This is a genomic window from Mycobacterium sp. 852002-51163_SCH5372311 (assembly GCF_001667115.1).
GTDB lineage: Bacteria > Actinomycetota > Actinomycetes > Mycobacteriales > Mycobacteriaceae > Mycobacterium.
The window spans coordinates 82,455-99,054 of record NZ_LZIJ01000109.1 but is presented as its reverse complement, the minus strand read 5'-3'; the positions used below and the strand labels follow the sequence as shown (position 1 = coordinate 99,054).

The window sequence follows — 16,600 nt, the reverse complement described above, 5'->3', positions numbered from 1 at the left end:
GAAAGGACACCGCAGATGGCCGGTCGATGGCGCACCAAGTCGGTCGAACAGTCAATCGCTGACACCGACGAACCGGGTACGCGGCTACGCAAGGACCTCACCTGGTGGGACCTGGTGGTGTTCGGTGTCGCGGTGGTTATCGGTGCCGGAATCTTCACGGTCACCGCGTCCACCACCGGGGACATCACCGGCCCGGCCATCTGGATATCGTTCGTGATCGCGGCGATCACGTGTGCGCTGGCGGCGCTGTGTTACGCCGAATTCGCCTCGACGCTGCCGGTGGCCGGCAGCGCGTACACCTTCTCCTACGCGACCTTCGGTGAGTTCCTCGCCTGGATCATCGGCTGGAACCTGTTGCTGGAGTTGGCGATCGGCGCGGCAGTGGTGTCCAAAGGCTGGTCGAGCTACTTGGGTACGGTGTTCGGATTCGCCGGCGGCACGGCCAAGGTCGGATCGGTGAGCCTGGACTGGGGTGCGCTGGTCATCGTCGGGATAGTGGCGACGCTGATCGCCCTCGGCACCAAGTTGTCGTCGAGGTTCTCAGCGGTGGTCACCGGCATCAAGGTGGCCGTGGTGCTGTTGGTCATCGTGGTCGGCGCCTTCTACATCAAGGCCGCCAACTACTCACCCTTCATTCCGAAGCCGGAAGCGGGAACGGACGCCCGCGGCATCGACCAGTCGGTGTTGTCGTTGCTGACTGGGGCGCACGGCAGCCACTACGGCTGGTACGGGGTGCTGGCCGGGGCGTCGATCGTGTTCTTCGCGTTCATCGGGTTCGACATCGTGGCCACCATGGCCGAGGAGACCAAGCATCCGCAGCGCGACGTACCGAAGGGGATCCTGGCGTCGCTGGCGATCGTGACGGTGCTCTACGTCGCGGTTTCCGTCGTGTTGTCGGGGATGGTTTCCTACACCCAGCTCAAGACCGTTCCCGGCGGCGCTCATGCGAACCTCTCCACCGCCTTCACGGCCAACGGGGTGCACTGGGCGAGCAAGATCATCGCCGTTGGCGCGCTGGCCGGGTTGACCACGGTGGTGATGGTCCTGATGCTCGGCCAGTGCCGGGTGTTGTTCGCGATGGCCCGCGACGGACTGCTGCCGCGTCCACTGGCCAAGACTGGGACGCATGGCACACCGGTGCGAATTACCGTGCTGGTAGCCGTCGTGGTGGCCCTGACCGCGTCGGTGTTCCCGATCAACAAGCTCGAAGAGATGGTCAACGTCGGGACCCTGTTCGCGTTCGTGCTCGTCTCCGCGGGAGTTGTCGTGCTCCGCAGGACCCGGCCCGACCTGCCTCGCGGCTTCCGGGCGCCGTGGGTTCCGGCGCTCCCGATCGCCTCGATCATCGCGTGTGTCTGGCTGATGGTGAATCTCACCGCGCTCACCTGGGTCCGGTTCGCGGTCTGGCTGGTGGTCGGCACTGCGATCTACCTCGGTTACGGGGTCAGGCATTCGGTGCAGGGCAAGCGGCAGACCGAAGAGGCCGACAAGGAACCCGACCCGGATACGACCACGGCCGCAGCGTAGAGGTTTGCGTTTACGGCTTTGCGCGTGAACTCACGGCTTTGCGCGTGAAGCCAGGGCTTTGCGCGTGAACTGGCGGCTTTGGGCGTGTATCTAGGGCCGGGAAATCGCGATTTTTCCGCCCTGGCTACACACTGAACGCCCTGGATACACACTGAACGCCCTGGATACACACTGAACGCCCTCGGTACCCGCCTAACCCCCTGAGCACCCCAACGATGAGCATCATCGACTGGAAGCTGCTTTACAAAACAATAGTCTATGTCTAGACAGGAGACGCAAACCTCGGTATTGTCAACCCCGAACGTGGTGCGACTCACAAGGAGGTTTGGCATATGACCACACAACTCAGCCCGCAAAAAGCGGAAGCACCTGAAACTCGTGAAGTGCCCGAAACGGAGTGGCGCGACAAGAAGCGCTACCTGTGGTTGATGGGGCTCATCGCTCCGACGGCACTGTTCGTGATGCTGCCGATCATCTGGGGAATGAACCAACTCGGCTGGCACGCCGCCGCCCAGGTGCCGCTGTGGATCGGCCCGATCCTGCTCTACATCCTGCTGCCGATACTCGACGTGTTCTTCGGTCCCGACGGGCAGAACCCGCCCGACGAGGTGATGGAACGGCTGGAGAACGACAAGTACTACCGGTATTGCACCTACCTCTACATCCCGTTCCAGTACGCGAGCGTGGTGCTGGGCGCCTACCTGTTCACCGCATCCAACCTCAGCTTGCTGGGGTTCGAGGGCGGACTGAGCTGGGCCGGAAAGATCGGCCTGGCGCTTTCGGTCGGTGTGCTCGGCGGCGTCGGGATCAACACGGCCCACGAGATGGGACACAAGAAGGACTCGCTGGAGCGCTGGCTGTCCAAGATCACCCTGGCCCAGACCGCCTACGGCCACTTTTACATCGAGCACAACCGTGGCCACCACGTGCGCGTCTCCACCCCGGAAGACCCGGCGTCGTCCCGCTTCGGTGAGACGTTCTGGGAGTTTCTGCCCCGCAGCGTCATCGGTAGCGCGCGCTCATCCGTCCACCTCGAGGCGCAGCGGATTCGCCGGCTTGGCAAGAACCCGTGGAACCCGAAAACCTACCTGTCCAACGACGTGCTGAACGCGTGGGCCATGTCGGTGGTGCTGTTCGGCGCGCTGATCGCGGTCTTCGGCCCGGCGGTGATCCCGTTCGTGGTCATCCAGGCGGTGTTCGGCTTCTCCCTGCTGGAAGCCGTCAACTACCTCGAGCACTACGGCCTGCTGCGGCAGAAGAATGCCAACGGCCGCTACGAGCGCTGCGCACCCGTGCACAGCTGGAACTCCGACCACATCGTCACCAACCTGTTCCTGTACCACCTGCAGCGGCACAGCGATCACCACGCCAACCCCACGCGGCGCTACCAGACGCTGCGCAGCATGGCGGGTTCGCCCAACCTGCCGAGCGGATACGCGTCGATGATCTCGCTGACGTACTTCCCGCCGCTGTGGCGCAAGGTGATGGACCGCCGGGTCCTGTCGCACTACGACGGCGACATCACCAGGGTGAACCTGCAGCCACGGCTGCGCGAGAAGCTGCTGGCCCGCTACGGTGCCTCTGAGACGGCCACCGAGGAGGTTGCAGCATGATGGCCGCCTACAAGTGCCCCGTGTGCGACTACGTCTACGACGAGTCCAACGGCGATGCCCGGGAAGGTTTTCCGGCCGGCACGAGGTGGGAACAGATTCCCGACGAGTGGTGCTGCCCGGACTGCTCGGTCCGCGAGAAGCCAGATTTCGAACCCGTCTGAGAGGAGCAAACCAATGAACGACTACAAGCTGTATCAGTGCGTGCAGTGCGGCTTCGAGTACGACGAGGCGCTGGGCTGGCCGGAAGACGGCATCGCACCCGGCACCCGCTGGGACGACATCCCCGAGGACTGGAGCTGCCCGGACTGCGGAGCGGCCAAGTCGGACTTCGTGATGGTCGAAGTGGCCCGCCCGTGATCAGCGCCGGCACCGAGCCCAAAACCGACGAGCCCAAAACCGATGAGCCCAAAACCGCTAGTGTCGCGGCTGTGAAGCGTATTCCTTACGCCGAGGCGTCGCGGGCGCTGTTGCGGGACTCGGTGCTGGATGCGATGCGGGACCTGCTACTGACCCGGGACTGGTCCGCGATCACGCTGTCGGACGTGGCGCGCGCCGCGGGCATCAGCCGGCAGACCATCTACAACGAGTTCGGCTCCCGGCAGGGCCTGGCGCAGGGCGTAACCCTGCGCCTGGCCGACCGCCTCGTCGACACCGTCAAAGGCGGCCTGGAGGCAAACGTCGGCAACATCTACCAATCGTTCCTGGACGGGTTCCGGGCCTTCTTCGCCGAGACGGCGGCTGACCCGCTGGTGGTCTCGCTGTTGACCGGCGTCGCCAAGCCCGACCTGTTGCAGCTGATCACCACCGACAGCGGGCCCATCATCACCCGCTCGTCGGCCCGGCTGGCCACGGCCTTCACCCAGACCTGGCTGACCACGAGCGACGACGACGCCAACGTGCTGGCCCGCACGATCGTGCGGCTGTGCCTGAGCTACGTGTCCATGCCCCCCGAGTCGGACCACGACGTCGCGGCCGACCTGGCCCGGCTGATGACGCCGTTCGCGGAGCGCCACGGGGTCATCAACGTCCCGTGACCAGGACGCGTGGGTGCCGCGACTAGAGTGGCTGACGCTAACGAACTCCGGCCTCTAGCCCGTAAACGCCCCAAAGAAGGACGAACACCCCTATGACGACGACCGAAAATGCGCTGACCCCCGACGTGCTCAACGGGATCGACTTCAAGATCGCCGATCTGTCGCTGGCGGATTTCGGCCGTAAGGAACTCGATCTCGCCGAGTACGAGATGCCCGGCCTGATGTCGCTTCGCCGGGAATATGCCGAGGTGCAGCCGCTGAAGGGGGCACGTATCTCCGGTTCGTTGCACATGACCGTGCAGACCGCGGTGCTGATCGAAACCCTGACGTCGCTGGGCGCCGAGGTGCGTTGGGCGTCCTGCAACATCTTCTCGACCCAGGATCACGCGGCGGCCGCTGTAGTGGTCGGCCCGCACGGCACCGCCGAAGAACCCAAGGGCGTCCCGGTGTTCGCCTGGAAGGGCGAGACGCTCGAAGAGTACTGGTGGTGCGCGGAACAGATGCTGACCTGGCCGGACCCGGACAAGCCGGCCAACATGATCCTGGACGACGGCGGCGACGCCACCATGATGGTGCTGCGCGGCATGCAGTACGAGACGGCCGGTGTGGTTCCGCCCGCCGAGGAAGACGACTCCGCCGAGTGGAAGGTCTTCCTGAACGTGCTGCGTCAGCGCTTCGAATCCGACAAGACCAAGTGGACCAAGATCGCCGAGTCGGTCAAGGGCGTCACCGAGGAGACCACGACCGGGGTGCTGCGGCTCTACCAGTTCGCCGCGGCCGGGGACCTGGCCTTCCCGGCGATCAACGTCAACGACTCGGTGACCAAGTCCAAGTTCGACAACAAGTACGGCACCCGGCACTCGCTGATCGACGGCATCAACCGCGGCACCGACGCCCTGATCGGCGGCAAGAACGTGTTGATCTGCGGCTACGGCGACGTGGGAAAGGGCTGCGCGGAGGCGGCCAAGGGCCAGGGGGCGCGGGTCAGCGTCACCGAGATCGACCCGATCAACGCACTGCAGGCGATGATGGAGGGCTTCCCGGTGGTGACCGTCGAGGAGGCGATCGGCGACGCCGACATCGTGGTGACCGCGACCGGCAACAAAGACATCATCTCGCTGGAACACATGAGGGCCATGAAGGACCACGCCATCCTGGGCAACATCGGCCACTTCGACAACGAGATCCAGATGGCCGCGCTGGAGCGGTCCGGGGCGACGAAGCTCAACATCAAGCCGCAGGTCGATCTGTGGACCTTCGGTGACACCGGCAAGGCGATCATCGTGCTGTCCGAAGGACGCCTGCTGAACCTGGGCAACGCCACCGGCCACCCGTCCTTCGTGATGAGCAACAGCTTCGCCAACCAGGTGATCGCGCAGATCGAGCTGTGGACCAAGAACGACGAATACGACAATGAGGTCTACCGGCTGCCCAAGCACCTGGACGAGAAGGTGGCCCGCATCCACGTCGAGGCGCTCGGCGGTCACCTCACCAAGCTGACCAAGGATCAGGCCGAATACCTCGGCGTCGACGTCGAGGGTCCCTACAAGCCGGACCACTACCGCTACTGAGCTGACGCGCGGTGCTGATCGCGATCGAGGGCGTCGACGGCGCCGGCAAGCGGACGTTGTCCGACGGGCTGCGCACGGCCTTCGAAGCCGGCGGAAAGTCGGTGGCCACGCTGGCCTTCCCGCGCTACGGCCAGTCGGTTCCGGCCGACATCGCCGCCGAGGCCCTGCACGGCGAGCACGGCGACTTGGCGTCGTCGGTGTATGCGATGGCGATGCTGTTCGCGCTCGACCGCGCCGGCGCCGTCGAGCAGATCGGGCAGCTGCGCCGCGAGCACGACGTCGTGATCCTGGATCGTTACGTCGCCTCCAATGCGGCATACAGCGCGGCCCGCCTGCACCAGGACGCGGCCGGTGCGGCGGCGGCCTGGGTACAGCAGCTCGAATACCAGCGCTTCGGGGTGCCCGTGCCCGACTGCCAGGTGCTGCTCGCGGTGTCCGCCGAACTCGCCGGACAGCGGGCCCGCAGCCGGGCCGAAAGCGATCCCGGCCGGGTCCGCGACAGCTACGAACGTGACGACGGGCTTCAGCAGCGCACCGGCGCGGTGTACGCGGGCCTGGCGGCCGCTGGCTGGGGCGGACCGTGGCTGGTGGTCGACGCGGACGTCGATCCGGGCCGTCTGGCGACCACCTTGACCCGCGGCGGGCTCATCTGAAGCCGTCCGGAACCCGAATTTGGGCGATATTTGCCCTTTCAAGCAAGAAGCGCCCACGAAACGCCCGTGCGGTACCTCAGTTTTGTCCCGATCTGGTGACACCATGGACAGCATGAGGCAAAGGATTCTCGTCGTCGATGACGACGCTTCGCTGGCGGAGATGCTGACCATCGTGCTGCGTGGGGAGGGCTTCGACACCGCGGTCGTGGGCGACGGCACCCAGGCACTGACTGCGGTACGTGAGCTGCGACCGGATTTGGTGCTGCTGGACTTGATGCTGCCCGGCATGAACGGCATCGACGTGTGCCGCGTGCTGCGTGCCGACTCCGGGGTCCCGATCGTGATGCTGACCGCCAAGACCGACACCGTGGACGTGGTGCTGGGCCTGGAGTCGGGCGCCGACGACTACATCATGAAGCCGTTCAAGCCCAAGGAGCTGGTGGCGCGGGTGCGGGCACGGCTGCGGCGCAACGACGACGAGCCGGCCGAGATGCTGTCCATCGCCGACGTCGAGATCGACGTGCCGGCCCACAAGGTGACCCGCAACGGCGAGCAGATCTCGCTGACACCGCTGGAGTTCGACCTGTTGGTCGCGTTGGCGCGCAAACCCCGCCAGGTGTTTACTCGTGATGTGCTGCTCGAACAGGTATGGGGGTACCGGCACCCGGCGGATACCCGCCTGGTGAACGTGCACGTCCAGCGTCTGCGCGCCAAGGTCGAGAAAGACCCGGAGAACCCGACTGTGGTTCTCACCGTTCGAGGAGTGGGATACAAGGCCGGACCTCCGTGACCTGCCCTGCAGACGATGCGTGGCGCTCGGGGCACCCCAGCTTGCGAGGGGACGACTTTGAGGAGGACCGGCGCCGGTGACGTGGGGCTCACGACGGCGCACACGCGGTCGTTGGGGGCGATCGGGTCCCATGGCACGCGGCATGAGTGCGCTGAGCCGGGCCGTGAGCGTCGCTTGGCGGCGATCGCTGCAGCTGCGAGTCGTTTCGCTGACGCTTGGACTGTCGCTGGCCGTGATCTTGGCGCTGGGCTTCGTGCTGACCAGCCAGCTCACCAATCGCGTGCTCGACGTCAAGGTGAAAGCCGCCATCGAGCAGATCGAGCGGGCGCGCACCACGGTCAGCGGGATCGTCAACGGCGAGGAGACCCGCTCGCTGGACAGTAGCCTGCAGCTGGCCCGTAACACTCTGACCTCGAAAACCGACCCGGCCTCTGCCGTCGGTCTGGCCGGCGCGTTCGACGCGGTGCTGATGGTGCCCGGTGACGGTCCGCGCGCGGCGACCACCGCGGGGCCCGTCGAGCAGGTGCCCGGTTCGTTGCGCGGTTTCGTCAAGGCCGGGCAGGCGGCCTACCAGTACGCCACTGTGCATACCGAGGGCTACAGCGGGCCGGCGCTGATCATCGGCACGCCGACGTCGTCGCGGGTGGCCAACCTGGAGCTCTACCTGATCTTTCCGCTCAAAAACGAGCAGGCCACGGTAACGCTGGTGCGCGGGACGATGGCCACCGGCGGCCTGGTGCTGTTGGTGCTGTTCGCCGGCATCGCGATCCTGGTCTCGCGCCAGGTGGTAGTGCCGGTGCGCTCGGCGTCGCGCATCGCCGAGCGGTTCGCCGAAGGGCATCTGTCCGAACGGATGCCGGTGCGAGGTGAGGACGACATGGCGCGGCTGGCGGTGTCGTTCAACGACATGGCCGAGAGCCTGTCCCGGCAGATCGCCCAGCTGGAGGAGTTCGGTAACCTGCAGCGCCGCTTCACCTCCGACGTCAGCCACGAACTGCGTACCCCGCTGACCACCGTGCGGATGGCCGCCGACTTGATCTACGACCACAGCTCCGACCTGGACCCCACGCTGCGGCGCTCCACCGAGCTGATGGTCAACGAGCTGGACCGGTTCGAGACGCTGCTCAACGACCTGCTGGAGATCTCCCGGCACGACGCCGGTGTGGCCGAGTTGTCCGTCGAGGCGGTGGACCTTCGCACCACCGTCAACAGCGCGCTGGGAAATGTCGGCCACCTGGCCGAGGAGGCGGGCATCACGCTGCGCGTAGACCTGCCCACCGAGGAGGTGATCGCAGAGGTCGACGCGCGACGGGTCGAGCGGATCCTGCGCAACCTGATCGCCAACGCCATCGACCATGCCGAGCACCAGCCGGTGGACATCCGGATGGCCGCCGACGAAGACACCGTCGCCGTCACCGTCCGCGACTACGGAGTGGGACTGCGCCCCGGCGAAGAGAAGCTGGTGTTCAGCCGGTTCTGGCGCTCGGACCCGTCCCGGGTGCGGCGATCCGGCGGCACCGGGCTGGGGCTGGCGATCAGCATCGAGGACGCCCGGCTACACCAGGGCCGGCTGGAGGCGTGGGGCGAGCCGGGCGAGGGCGCCTGCTTCCGGCTGACGCTTCCCCTGTTCCGGGGTCACAAAGTCACCACCAGTCCACTTCCGATGAAACCGATTGCCCAACCGCCCGCCCAACCACCGCAAACCCCAGGGCAGCCGCGCCAAGAGCGTCAGCGTGAGCACGCCGAACGGAGCGGGTGATGCGGCGGTTCTTGATGATGCTGCGGCTGGCGTGCGCGGCCGTCCTGCTCGCCGGCTGCGCGGGAGTGCCCAGTTCGTCGGCCCCGCAAGCCATCGGCACCATCGAGCGACCGGCGCCGTCGAATCTGCCCAAGCCCACCCCGGGCATGGATCCAGACGTGCTGCTGCGCGAGTTCCTCAAGGCCACCGCCGACCCCGCCAACCGGCATCTGGCGGCGCGGCAGTTCCTCACCCAGTCGGCGTCCAACGCTTGGGACGACGCTGGTAGCGCACTGCTGATCGACCATGTGGTGTTCGTCGAAACCCGTGCCGCCGAACGTGTTTCGGCGACGATGCGGGCGGACATCCTGGGTTCGCTGTCCGATGTGGGGGTGTTCGAAACCGCCGAGGGCGTGCTGCCCGACCCGGGTCAGATCGAATTGGTCAAGACGTCGGGTGGCTGGCGAATCGACCGTCTGCCCAACGGGGTCTTCCTGGACTGGCAACAGTTCCAGGCGACCTACAAACGCAACACGTTGTACTTCGCCGACCCCACCGGCAAGACCGTGGTTCCCGACCCGCGCTATGTCGCGGTGTCCGATCATGACCAGCTGGCCACCGAGCTCGTCTCCAAACTGCTGGCGGGGCCGCGCCCTGAGATGGCGCACACGGTGCGCAACCTGCTGGCCCCGCCGCTGCGGCTGCGCGGACCGGTGACCCGGGCCGACGGCGGCAAGAACGGCATCGGCAGCGGCTACGGCGGGGCGCGCATCGATCTGGAGAAACTGACCACCACCGATCCGCACAGTAGGCAATTGCTTGCCGCGCAGATCATTTGGACCCTGGCGCGGGCCGACATCCGGGGGCCGTACGTGATCAATGCCGACGGCGCTCCGCTGGACGACAGGTTTGCCGAGGGCTGGAACACGTCCGACGTCGCCGCGACCGACCCGGGCGTGGCCGACGGCGCCGGCGCGGGCTTGCACGCGCTGGTGAACGGATCATTGGTCGGGGTGGACGCACAACGCGTCACTCCGCTGCCCGGAGCCTTCGGACGCATGGGCGACCAGACCGGTGCTGCTCTGTCGCGCAATGGGCGCCAGGTGGCGTCGGTGGTGACGTTGCGACGCGGCGCCCCGGACATGGCCGCATCGCTGTGGATCGGAGACCTCGGCGGCGAGGCGGTCCAGTCCGCCGACGGACACAGCTTGTCGCGCCCCAGCTGGGCGCTGGACGACGCGGTCTGGGTGGTGGTCGACTCCAACAATGTGCTGCGGGCGATCCCGGAGCCGGCGTCGGGACAACCCGCGCGTATCCCGGTCGATTCCGCCGCGGTGGCCAGCCGATTCCCGGGGCCGATCACCGATCTGCAGCTATCCCGGGACGGGACTCGCGCCGCGATGGTGATCGGCGGGCAGGTGATCCTGGCGGGCGTCGAGCAGACGCAGGCCGGCCAGTTCGCGCTGACCTATCCGCGCCGGCTGGGCTTCGGGTTGGGAGCCTCGGTGGTGTCGCTGTACTGGCGAACCGGCGACGACATCGTGGTGACCCGCAACGATGCCACGCACCCGGTGTCGTACGTGAACCTCGACGGGGTGAACTCCGATGCGCCGGCCCGCGGGTTGGCGATTCCGCTGTTCTCGATTGCGGCCAACCCGTCGACGGTCTACGTCGGAGCGCCGCAAGGAGTGCTGCAGTATTCGGCCTCGGTTGCCGAAAGCCAGCAGGGCTGGCTGGAGGTGCCCGGGCTGATGGCGCCGGGCGCGGCCCCGGTATTACCCGGCTGAGCTGGCGTTTCGTATTGGCCGATCGAGTCGTATCGGCGAGGCGACCCTACCGGTTACTCTCGGCAGGAAGGTGGCCTAGAGAAAGCATTGCCGATGTCGCCGAGAGTTCCCCGCCTGCGTTGGGAGGACCCCTTCGGCGCGCTGGAGATGCTGGGCTCGTTGTGGTCCTCAAGCGGGCTGCCGTCGGTCACGGCGAGTGCTGCCCAGGCCGCCGCGATGCCCTACCGGACCTTGTTCCTCACGCTGCAGCAACTGCTCGTCGGCAAGGAAGTGACGGTCCGGATCGGGGACCAGGACGTTGTGCTGACCGTCACCGAGCTGGATTCGGCCCTGGATCCGCAGGGTTTGACGGTCGGCCAGCTCGGTGACGTGCGGCTGGCGGCCCGCGACGTCCGGTGGGACCGCAACCACCTGAAGACCGCCGATGCGGTCTTGCACAACCTGCACATCCGTCCGGGCATGCCGCCGCTGGTGGTGGCCGCCCCGGCGGAGCTGTCGACGGCGGTGTCGTCGCACATTTTCGACGATGTGCTGCGCCGGGCGACGCCGCAGTTGCGCGGAGAGCTGTGCGAGGACGGGAACGCCCGGCTGCGGTGGGCCCGTCGGCCCGGCTGGGGAGGTCTGGACGTCGACGTGGACGTGGTGGGTAAGACCTTGTGGCTGCGCCCGCGCGCGTTGGTCACCGGGCAACGGCGTTGGACGTTGCCGGCCCGGATGCCCGCCTACCGTGTGCCGCTACCCGAGCTGCCGCACGGGTTGCTGGTCACCGGCGTCAGCGTGGGCGTGGATTCCCTGCAGTTGACGGGTCTGCTGCCGGAGTGGCGGATGGAGTTGCCGCTGAAGTACCTCGAAGACCTCATCAGCCGGCTGAGTCAGGGCGCGCTCAGCTTCGCCTGGCCATCGGTATTCAAAAGCTCGGACTAAACGGCCGCTGTTCGCGCCGAACGTGTACCCAGTGCGAAAAATCGGGCGAAAGCTCGCCGTGAGAACACGCTCGCCGACCGGCTGAGCGTGTCAGACCCGGCCAGCACACTTGCGGTGTGCTCGATCTGATCCTGCCGCTGGAATGCGGCGGCTGCGGGGCGCCGTCGACACGTTGGTGCGATGCCTGCGCGGCCGAGCTCGACGTCAAAGCCGACCAGCCGCATGTGCTGAGCCCGCGCATCGACCCGCAGGTGCCGGTGTTCGCGCTCGGCCGCTACGCCGGCGCCCGCCGCCAGGCGGTCCTGGCACTGAAGGAGCACGGCCGCGCCGACCTGGCCAAGCCGCTGGCATGCGCGCTGGCGGTGGGTGTCCACCGGCTGCTGTCGTGGGGCCTGGTCGACACGCCGCTGAGCATCGTGCCCGCGCCGACGCGGCGCTCGGCGGCCCGCCGGCGCGGAGGTGACCCCGTCGCCCGAATGGCGGCGGCTGCGGTCGCGGGGCACCCGGATATCGCCGTCGCAGACGCACTGCGAATGAGGGCGATGGCACGTGACTCGGTCGGCCTTGGCACCTCGGCCCGGGAACGCAATATCGCGGGTCGGGTGCGGCTGCGGGGCCGGCCGCCGCGCACCGAAGTGATGGTCGTCGACGATGTCGTCACGACCGGTGCGACGGCTCGCGAATCCGTCCGGGTGCTGCGTGCAGCCGGGGTCCACGTGAGCGCCGTTCTGACCCTCGCGGCGGCGTGAGGCAGCTGGTGTGCCGAACCGATGAAGATCCCATGAAGACGTGAAGAACTCGCAACAGCTCACCCAAATTGGTGGCACGCCGGGGCTAACACGAGCTAACGTCGAGAACAACGTTCTTGGCTTACCGGAAGACTCATGGTCGAGATTTCCCAGGTTGAAACGCCACCACGGGAAGGGGGTGAGTATTCGACACCTTGCCCCGGCGGGCAGCCTGCGGCGGCAACCGATTAGGAACCGCTCCAACCCCGTCGGCGCGTTCAGAAATGCCGGCACGCAGGGCGCGTGTGACGCGAAAAGAGAAACGAGTTGTCACGTATGTCAAGGCTAACCGTGGATTCCAGTCGGGCCCTGGACCAACTGCCAGCCGACACCGACGAACAGGCCGAACCGGCGGCGCATGCCGAAGTCGTCGTCAAAGGCCGCAACGTCGAGATCCCCGACCATTACCGCATTTACGTCTCGCAGAAACTCGCTCGCCTGGAACGGTTCGACCGGACCATCTACTTGTTCGACGTCGAACTCGATCACGAACGCAACCGACGCCAGCGCAAGTCCTGTCAGCACGTGGAGATCACCGCTCGCGGCCGCGGGCCGGTAGTCCGGGGGGAGGCGTGCGCCGACAGCTTCTATGCCGCATTCGAGGGCGCGGTCGCCAAACTGGAGAACCGCCTGCGCCGCGTCAAGGATCGGCGCAAAGTGCACTACGGGGACAAGACCCCGGTTTCATTGGCCGCGGCCACCGCCGTAGTGCCCGCGACCGCGCAGACCCCCAAGCCACGCAAGAAGAAGGCCGTCGAGCCACCGGAACACGACGGTGAGGAACTCAAAGCCGACACCGATCATGAGCCTGGCCGCATCGTCCGGGTCAAGGAGCACCAGGCCAAGCCGATGTCGGTCGACGATGCGCTCTACGAGATGGAGCTGGTCGGGCACGACTTCTTCTTGTTCTATGACAAGGAGACTGAACGGCCGTCGGTGGTCTACCGTCGGCACGCCTACGATTACGGCCTGATCAGGCTCGCCTGACGGGGTCTTCGGGCGGCGACCCGTTGCGCGCGCACGGCCGCGCTCGCGATCGCCTTGCGGACGGTCAGCACCGGCTCGTCACCTACGATGGAGTCGCCTGTCGAAGAAGACTCCTGCCAAAAGGGGAACATCCCACAGGGAACATCCCGACAAAAGGGGACAACACCGTGCTGTCGAAGTTGCTGCGCCTTGGTGAAGGTCGCATGGTCAAGCGCCTCAAGAAGGTGGCCGACTACGTCAACACGTTGTCGGACGACGTCGAAAAGCTCACCGATGCCGAGCTGAGGGCCAAGACCGACGAGTTCAAGAAGCGTCTGGAAGAGGGCGAGGACCTCGACGATCTGCTGCCCGAAGCGTTCGCCGTCGCTCGGGAGGCCGCCTGGCGGGTGCTCGACCAGCGTCCATTCGACGTGCAGGTGATGGGTGCCGCCGCGCTGCACCTGGGCAACGTCGCCGAAATGAAGACCGGTGAGGGCAAGACCCTGACCTGCGTGTTGCCCGCCTACCTCAACGCCCTGGCCGGCAAGGGCGTACACATCGTCACCGTCAACGACTACCTGGCCAAGCGCGACAGCGAGTGGATGGGCCGGGTGCACCGCTTCCTCGGGCTGCAGGTCGGGGTGATCCTGGCCAACATGAACCCCGACGAGCGCCGGGTGGCCTACAACGCCGACATCACCTACGGCACCAACAACGAGTTCGGCTTCGACTATCTGCGTGACAACATGGCGCACTCGCTCGAGGAGCTGGTGCAGCGCGGTCATACCTACGCGATCGTCGACGAGGTCGACTCCATCCTGATCGACGAGGCCCGTACCCCGCTGATCATCTCGGGTCCCGCCGACGGCGCCTCCAACTGGTACACCGAGTTCGCCCGACTGGCGCCGCTGATGGAAAAGGACCTCCACTACGAAGTCGACCTGCGCAAACGCACTGTCGGGGTGCACGAGAAAGGGGTGGAGTTCGTCGAGGACCAGCTCGGCATCGACAACCTCTACGAGGCCGCCAACTCCCCGCTGGTCAGTTACCTCAACAACGCGCTGAAAGCCAAGGAGCTGTTCAGCCGCGACAAGGACTACATCGTCCGCGACGGCGAGGTGCTGATCGTCGACGAGTTCACCGGTCGCGTGCTGATCGGGCGCCGCTACAACGAAGGCATGCATCAGGCCATCGAGGCCAAGGAGCACGTCGAGATCAAGGCCGAGAACCAGACGCTGGCCACCATCACGCTGCAGAACTACTTCCGGCTCTACGACAAGCTCGCCGGCATGACGGGCACCGCCCAGACCGAGGCCGCCGAGCTGCACGAGATCTACAAGCTCGGCGTGGTCAGCATCCCGACCAACAAGCCGATGATCCGCACCGACCAGTCCGACCTCATCTACAAGACCGAGGAAGCCAAATACATCGCGGTGGTCGACGACGTCGCCGAGCGGTTCGAAAAAGGCCAGCCGGTGCTGATCGGCACGACGAGTGTGGAGCGCTCGGAGTACCTGTCGCGCCAATTCCAGAAGCGGCGCATCCCGCACAACGTGCTCAACGCCAAATATCACGAGCAGGAGGCGGGCATCATCGCCGTCGCGGGCCGCCGCGGCGGCATCACCGTCGCCACCAACATGGCCGGCCGCGGTACCGACATCGTGCTGGGCGGCAACGTCGACTTCCTCACCGACCTGCGGCTGCGCGAGCGGGGACTCGATCCGGTGGAGACCCCGGAGGAGTACGACGCGGCGTGGCACGAGGAGCTGCCCCAGGTCAAGGAAGAGGCCGGCGAAGAGGCCAAGGAAGTGATCGAGGCCGGCGGGCTGTACGTGCTGGGCACCGAGCGGCACGAGTCGCGGCGCATCGACAACCAGCTGCGCGGCCGCTCCGGCCGGCAGGGCGACCCGGGCGAGTCGCGGTTCTACCTGTCGTTGGGCGACGAGCTCATGCGCCGGTTCAACGGGGCCGCCCTCGAAACCCTGCTGACCCGGCTGAACCTGCCCGACGACGTGCCGATCGAAGCCAAGATGGTCACCCGGGCCATCAAGAGCGCGCAGACCCAGGTGGAGCAGCAGAACTTCGAGGTCCGCAAGAACGTCCTCAAATACGACGAGGTGATGAACCAGCAGCGCAAGGTGATCTACGCCGAGCGCCGCCGCATCCTCGAAGGCGAGAACCTCAAAGAGCAGGCACTCGACATGGTCCGCGACGTCGTCACCGCCTACGTCGACGGCGCGACCGCCGAGGGCTACGCCGAAGACTGGGACCTGGCGAAACTCTGGGAGGCACTCAAGACGCTGTATCCGGTCGGGATAGAGCACGAGAGCCTGACGCGTCGTGACGACGACTCCGAGCGGGACGACCTCACCCGCGAGGAGTTGCTGGACGCGCTGCTCGAAGACGCCGAACGCGCTTATGCCGCAAGGGAAGCCGAGCTCGAGGAAATGGCCGGCGAGGGCGCGATGCGGCAACTGGAACGCAACGTGCTGCTCAACGTCATCGACCGCAAATGGCGTGAGCACCTCTACGAGATGGACTACCTCAAGGAGGGCATCGGCCTGCGCGCGATGGCGCAGCGCGATCCGCTGGTGGAGTACCAGCGCGAGGGCTACGACATGTTCATGGCCATGCTCGACGGCATGAAAGAAGAGTCGGTCGGCTTCTTGTTCAACGTCACCGTCGAGACGGTCCCGCCTCCGCAGGTGGGCCCGGTCGAGGAACCGGAAGAGCTCAAGGAATTCGCGACAGCCGCCGCCGCTGGCTCGGCACAGCCCGACGGCAAGAGCGCCGCCCCTGCCGCGGCTCGCGAAGAGGCTCCGAGCACCTTGCGCGCCAAGGGTATTGACAACGAGTCGCCCGCGCTGACCTATACCGGACCCTCGGAGGACGGTTCGGCGGCGGTGCAGCGCAACAACGGCGGCGGCAAGACGCCGGCCGGGGTGCCCGCCGGGGGAAGTCGTCGGGAGCGGCGCGCGGCCGCCCGGCAACAAGGTCGCGGCCCCAAGCCGCCGAAATCGGTGAAGAAGCGTTAGCCCGGCGACGGCGAGCGCCTGTATGGCGCGAGTGAGAACCCGGGCAATCATGGCTAGCCACAGGCGCATTCGCCGTAATTCGATGCCGTGGACACTTGAAATGATCTGAGTGTTCTGGTATCAGAAATATATATCGACAGGTGCAGGTCATCTCGCGAGCTGAGGTGGATGTGA

At 66.4% G+C, this 16,600-nt stretch carries 14 protein-coding genes; all 14 read left to right on the top strand.

The features are described 5' to 3' along the window. Positions 1-15 precede the first annotated feature (15 nt). The 14 genes from A5791_RS14190 to secA all read left to right on the top strand — a co-directional run bounded on the left by A5791_RS14190 (position 16) and on the right by secA (position 16,426). Positions 16-1,527, top strand: a complete 1,512-nt coding sequence (locus tag A5791_RS14190; protein WP_067237509.1) for an amino acid permease — start codon at positions 16-18, stop codon at positions 1,525-1,527. A 332-nt stretch (positions 1,528-1,859) separates the two neighbouring features. Continuing rightward, complete coding sequence (locus tag A5791_RS14185) at positions 1,860-3,140, top strand: alkane 1-monooxygenase (protein ID WP_067237506.1); 1,281 nt, start codon at positions 1,860-1,862, stop codon at positions 3,138-3,140. After that, positions 3,140-3,301, top strand: coding sequence for a rubredoxin (locus tag A5791_RS14180; protein ID WP_067237728.1), 162 nt, complete (start codon positions 3,140-3,142; stop codon positions 3,299-3,301). Before A5791_RS14185 ends, A5791_RS14180 begins: the two co-directional genes overlap by 1 nt. A gap of 13 nt (positions 3,302-3,314) precedes the next feature. Continuing rightward, positions 3,315-3,497: a rubredoxin gene (locus A5791_RS14175; protein ID WP_067237503.1), complete on the top strand. Its 183-nt coding sequence runs from the start codon at positions 3,315-3,317 to the stop codon at positions 3,495-3,497. Between the two features lie 71 nt (positions 3,498-3,568). Then, complete coding sequence (locus A5791_RS14170; RefSeq protein ID WP_067237733.1) at positions 3,569-4,174, top strand: TetR family transcriptional regulator; 606 nt, start codon at positions 3,569-3,571, stop codon at positions 4,172-4,174. Positions 4,175-4,266: 92 nt separating this feature from the next. Next, positions 4,267-5,745, top strand: a complete 1,479-nt coding sequence (ahcY, locus tag A5791_RS14165) for an adenosylhomocysteinase (RefSeq protein ID WP_067237499.1) — start codon at positions 4,267-4,269, stop codon at positions 5,743-5,745. Between the two features lie 11 nt (positions 5,746-5,756). Beyond that, the gene (locus tag A5791_RS14160) at positions 5,757-6,398 is read left to right on the top strand and encodes a dTMP kinase (protein ID WP_067237496.1); all 642 of its coding nucleotides are present in this window, start codon (positions 5,757-5,759) and stop codon (positions 6,396-6,398) included. A 103-nt stretch (positions 6,399-6,501) separates the two neighbouring features. Beyond that, positions 6,502-7,188, top strand: a complete 687-nt coding sequence (mtrA, locus tag A5791_RS14155) for a two-component system response regulator MtrA (protein ID WP_067237492.1) — start codon at positions 6,502-6,504, stop codon at positions 7,186-7,188. 76 nt (positions 7,189-7,264) lie between these two features. Next, on the top strand, positions 7,265-8,947 hold the full coding sequence (gene mtrB, locus A5791_RS14150; RefSeq protein WP_067237489.1) for an MtrAB system histidine kinase MtrB: 1,683 nt from the start codon (positions 7,265-7,267) through the stop codon (positions 8,945-8,947). A 14-nt stretch (positions 8,948-8,961) separates the two neighbouring features. Then, the gene (lpqB, locus tag A5791_RS14145) at positions 8,962-10,713 is read left to right on the top strand and encodes an MtrAB system accessory lipoprotein LpqB (protein ID WP_197504693.1); all 1,752 of its coding nucleotides are present in this window, start codon (positions 8,962-8,964) and stop codon (positions 10,711-10,713) included. 93 nt (positions 10,714-10,806) lie between these two features. After that, positions 10,807-11,637 carry a hypothetical protein gene (locus A5791_RS14140; RefSeq protein WP_067237482.1) on the top strand — a complete coding sequence of 277 codons (831 nt, stop codon included), beginning with the start codon at positions 10,807-10,809 and terminating at the stop codon, positions 11,635-11,637. 116 nt (positions 11,638-11,753) lie between these two features. Beyond that, complete coding sequence (locus tag A5791_RS14135; protein WP_067237479.1) at positions 11,754-12,386, top strand: ComF family protein; 633 nt, start codon at positions 11,754-11,756, stop codon at positions 12,384-12,386. Positions 12,387-12,701: 315 nt separating this feature from the next. Further along, positions 12,702-13,412 carry a ribosome hibernation-promoting factor, HPF/YfiA family gene (gene hpf, locus A5791_RS14130; protein WP_082966923.1) on the top strand — a complete coding sequence of 237 codons (711 nt, stop codon included), beginning with the start codon at positions 12,702-12,704 and terminating at the stop codon, positions 13,410-13,412. Positions 13,413-13,579: 167 nt separating this feature from the next. Next, on the top strand, positions 13,580-16,426 hold the full coding sequence (gene secA, locus A5791_RS14125; RefSeq protein WP_067237472.1) for a preprotein translocase subunit SecA: 2,847 nt from the start codon (positions 13,580-13,582) through the stop codon (positions 16,424-16,426). Positions 16,427-16,600 lie beyond the last annotated feature (174 nt).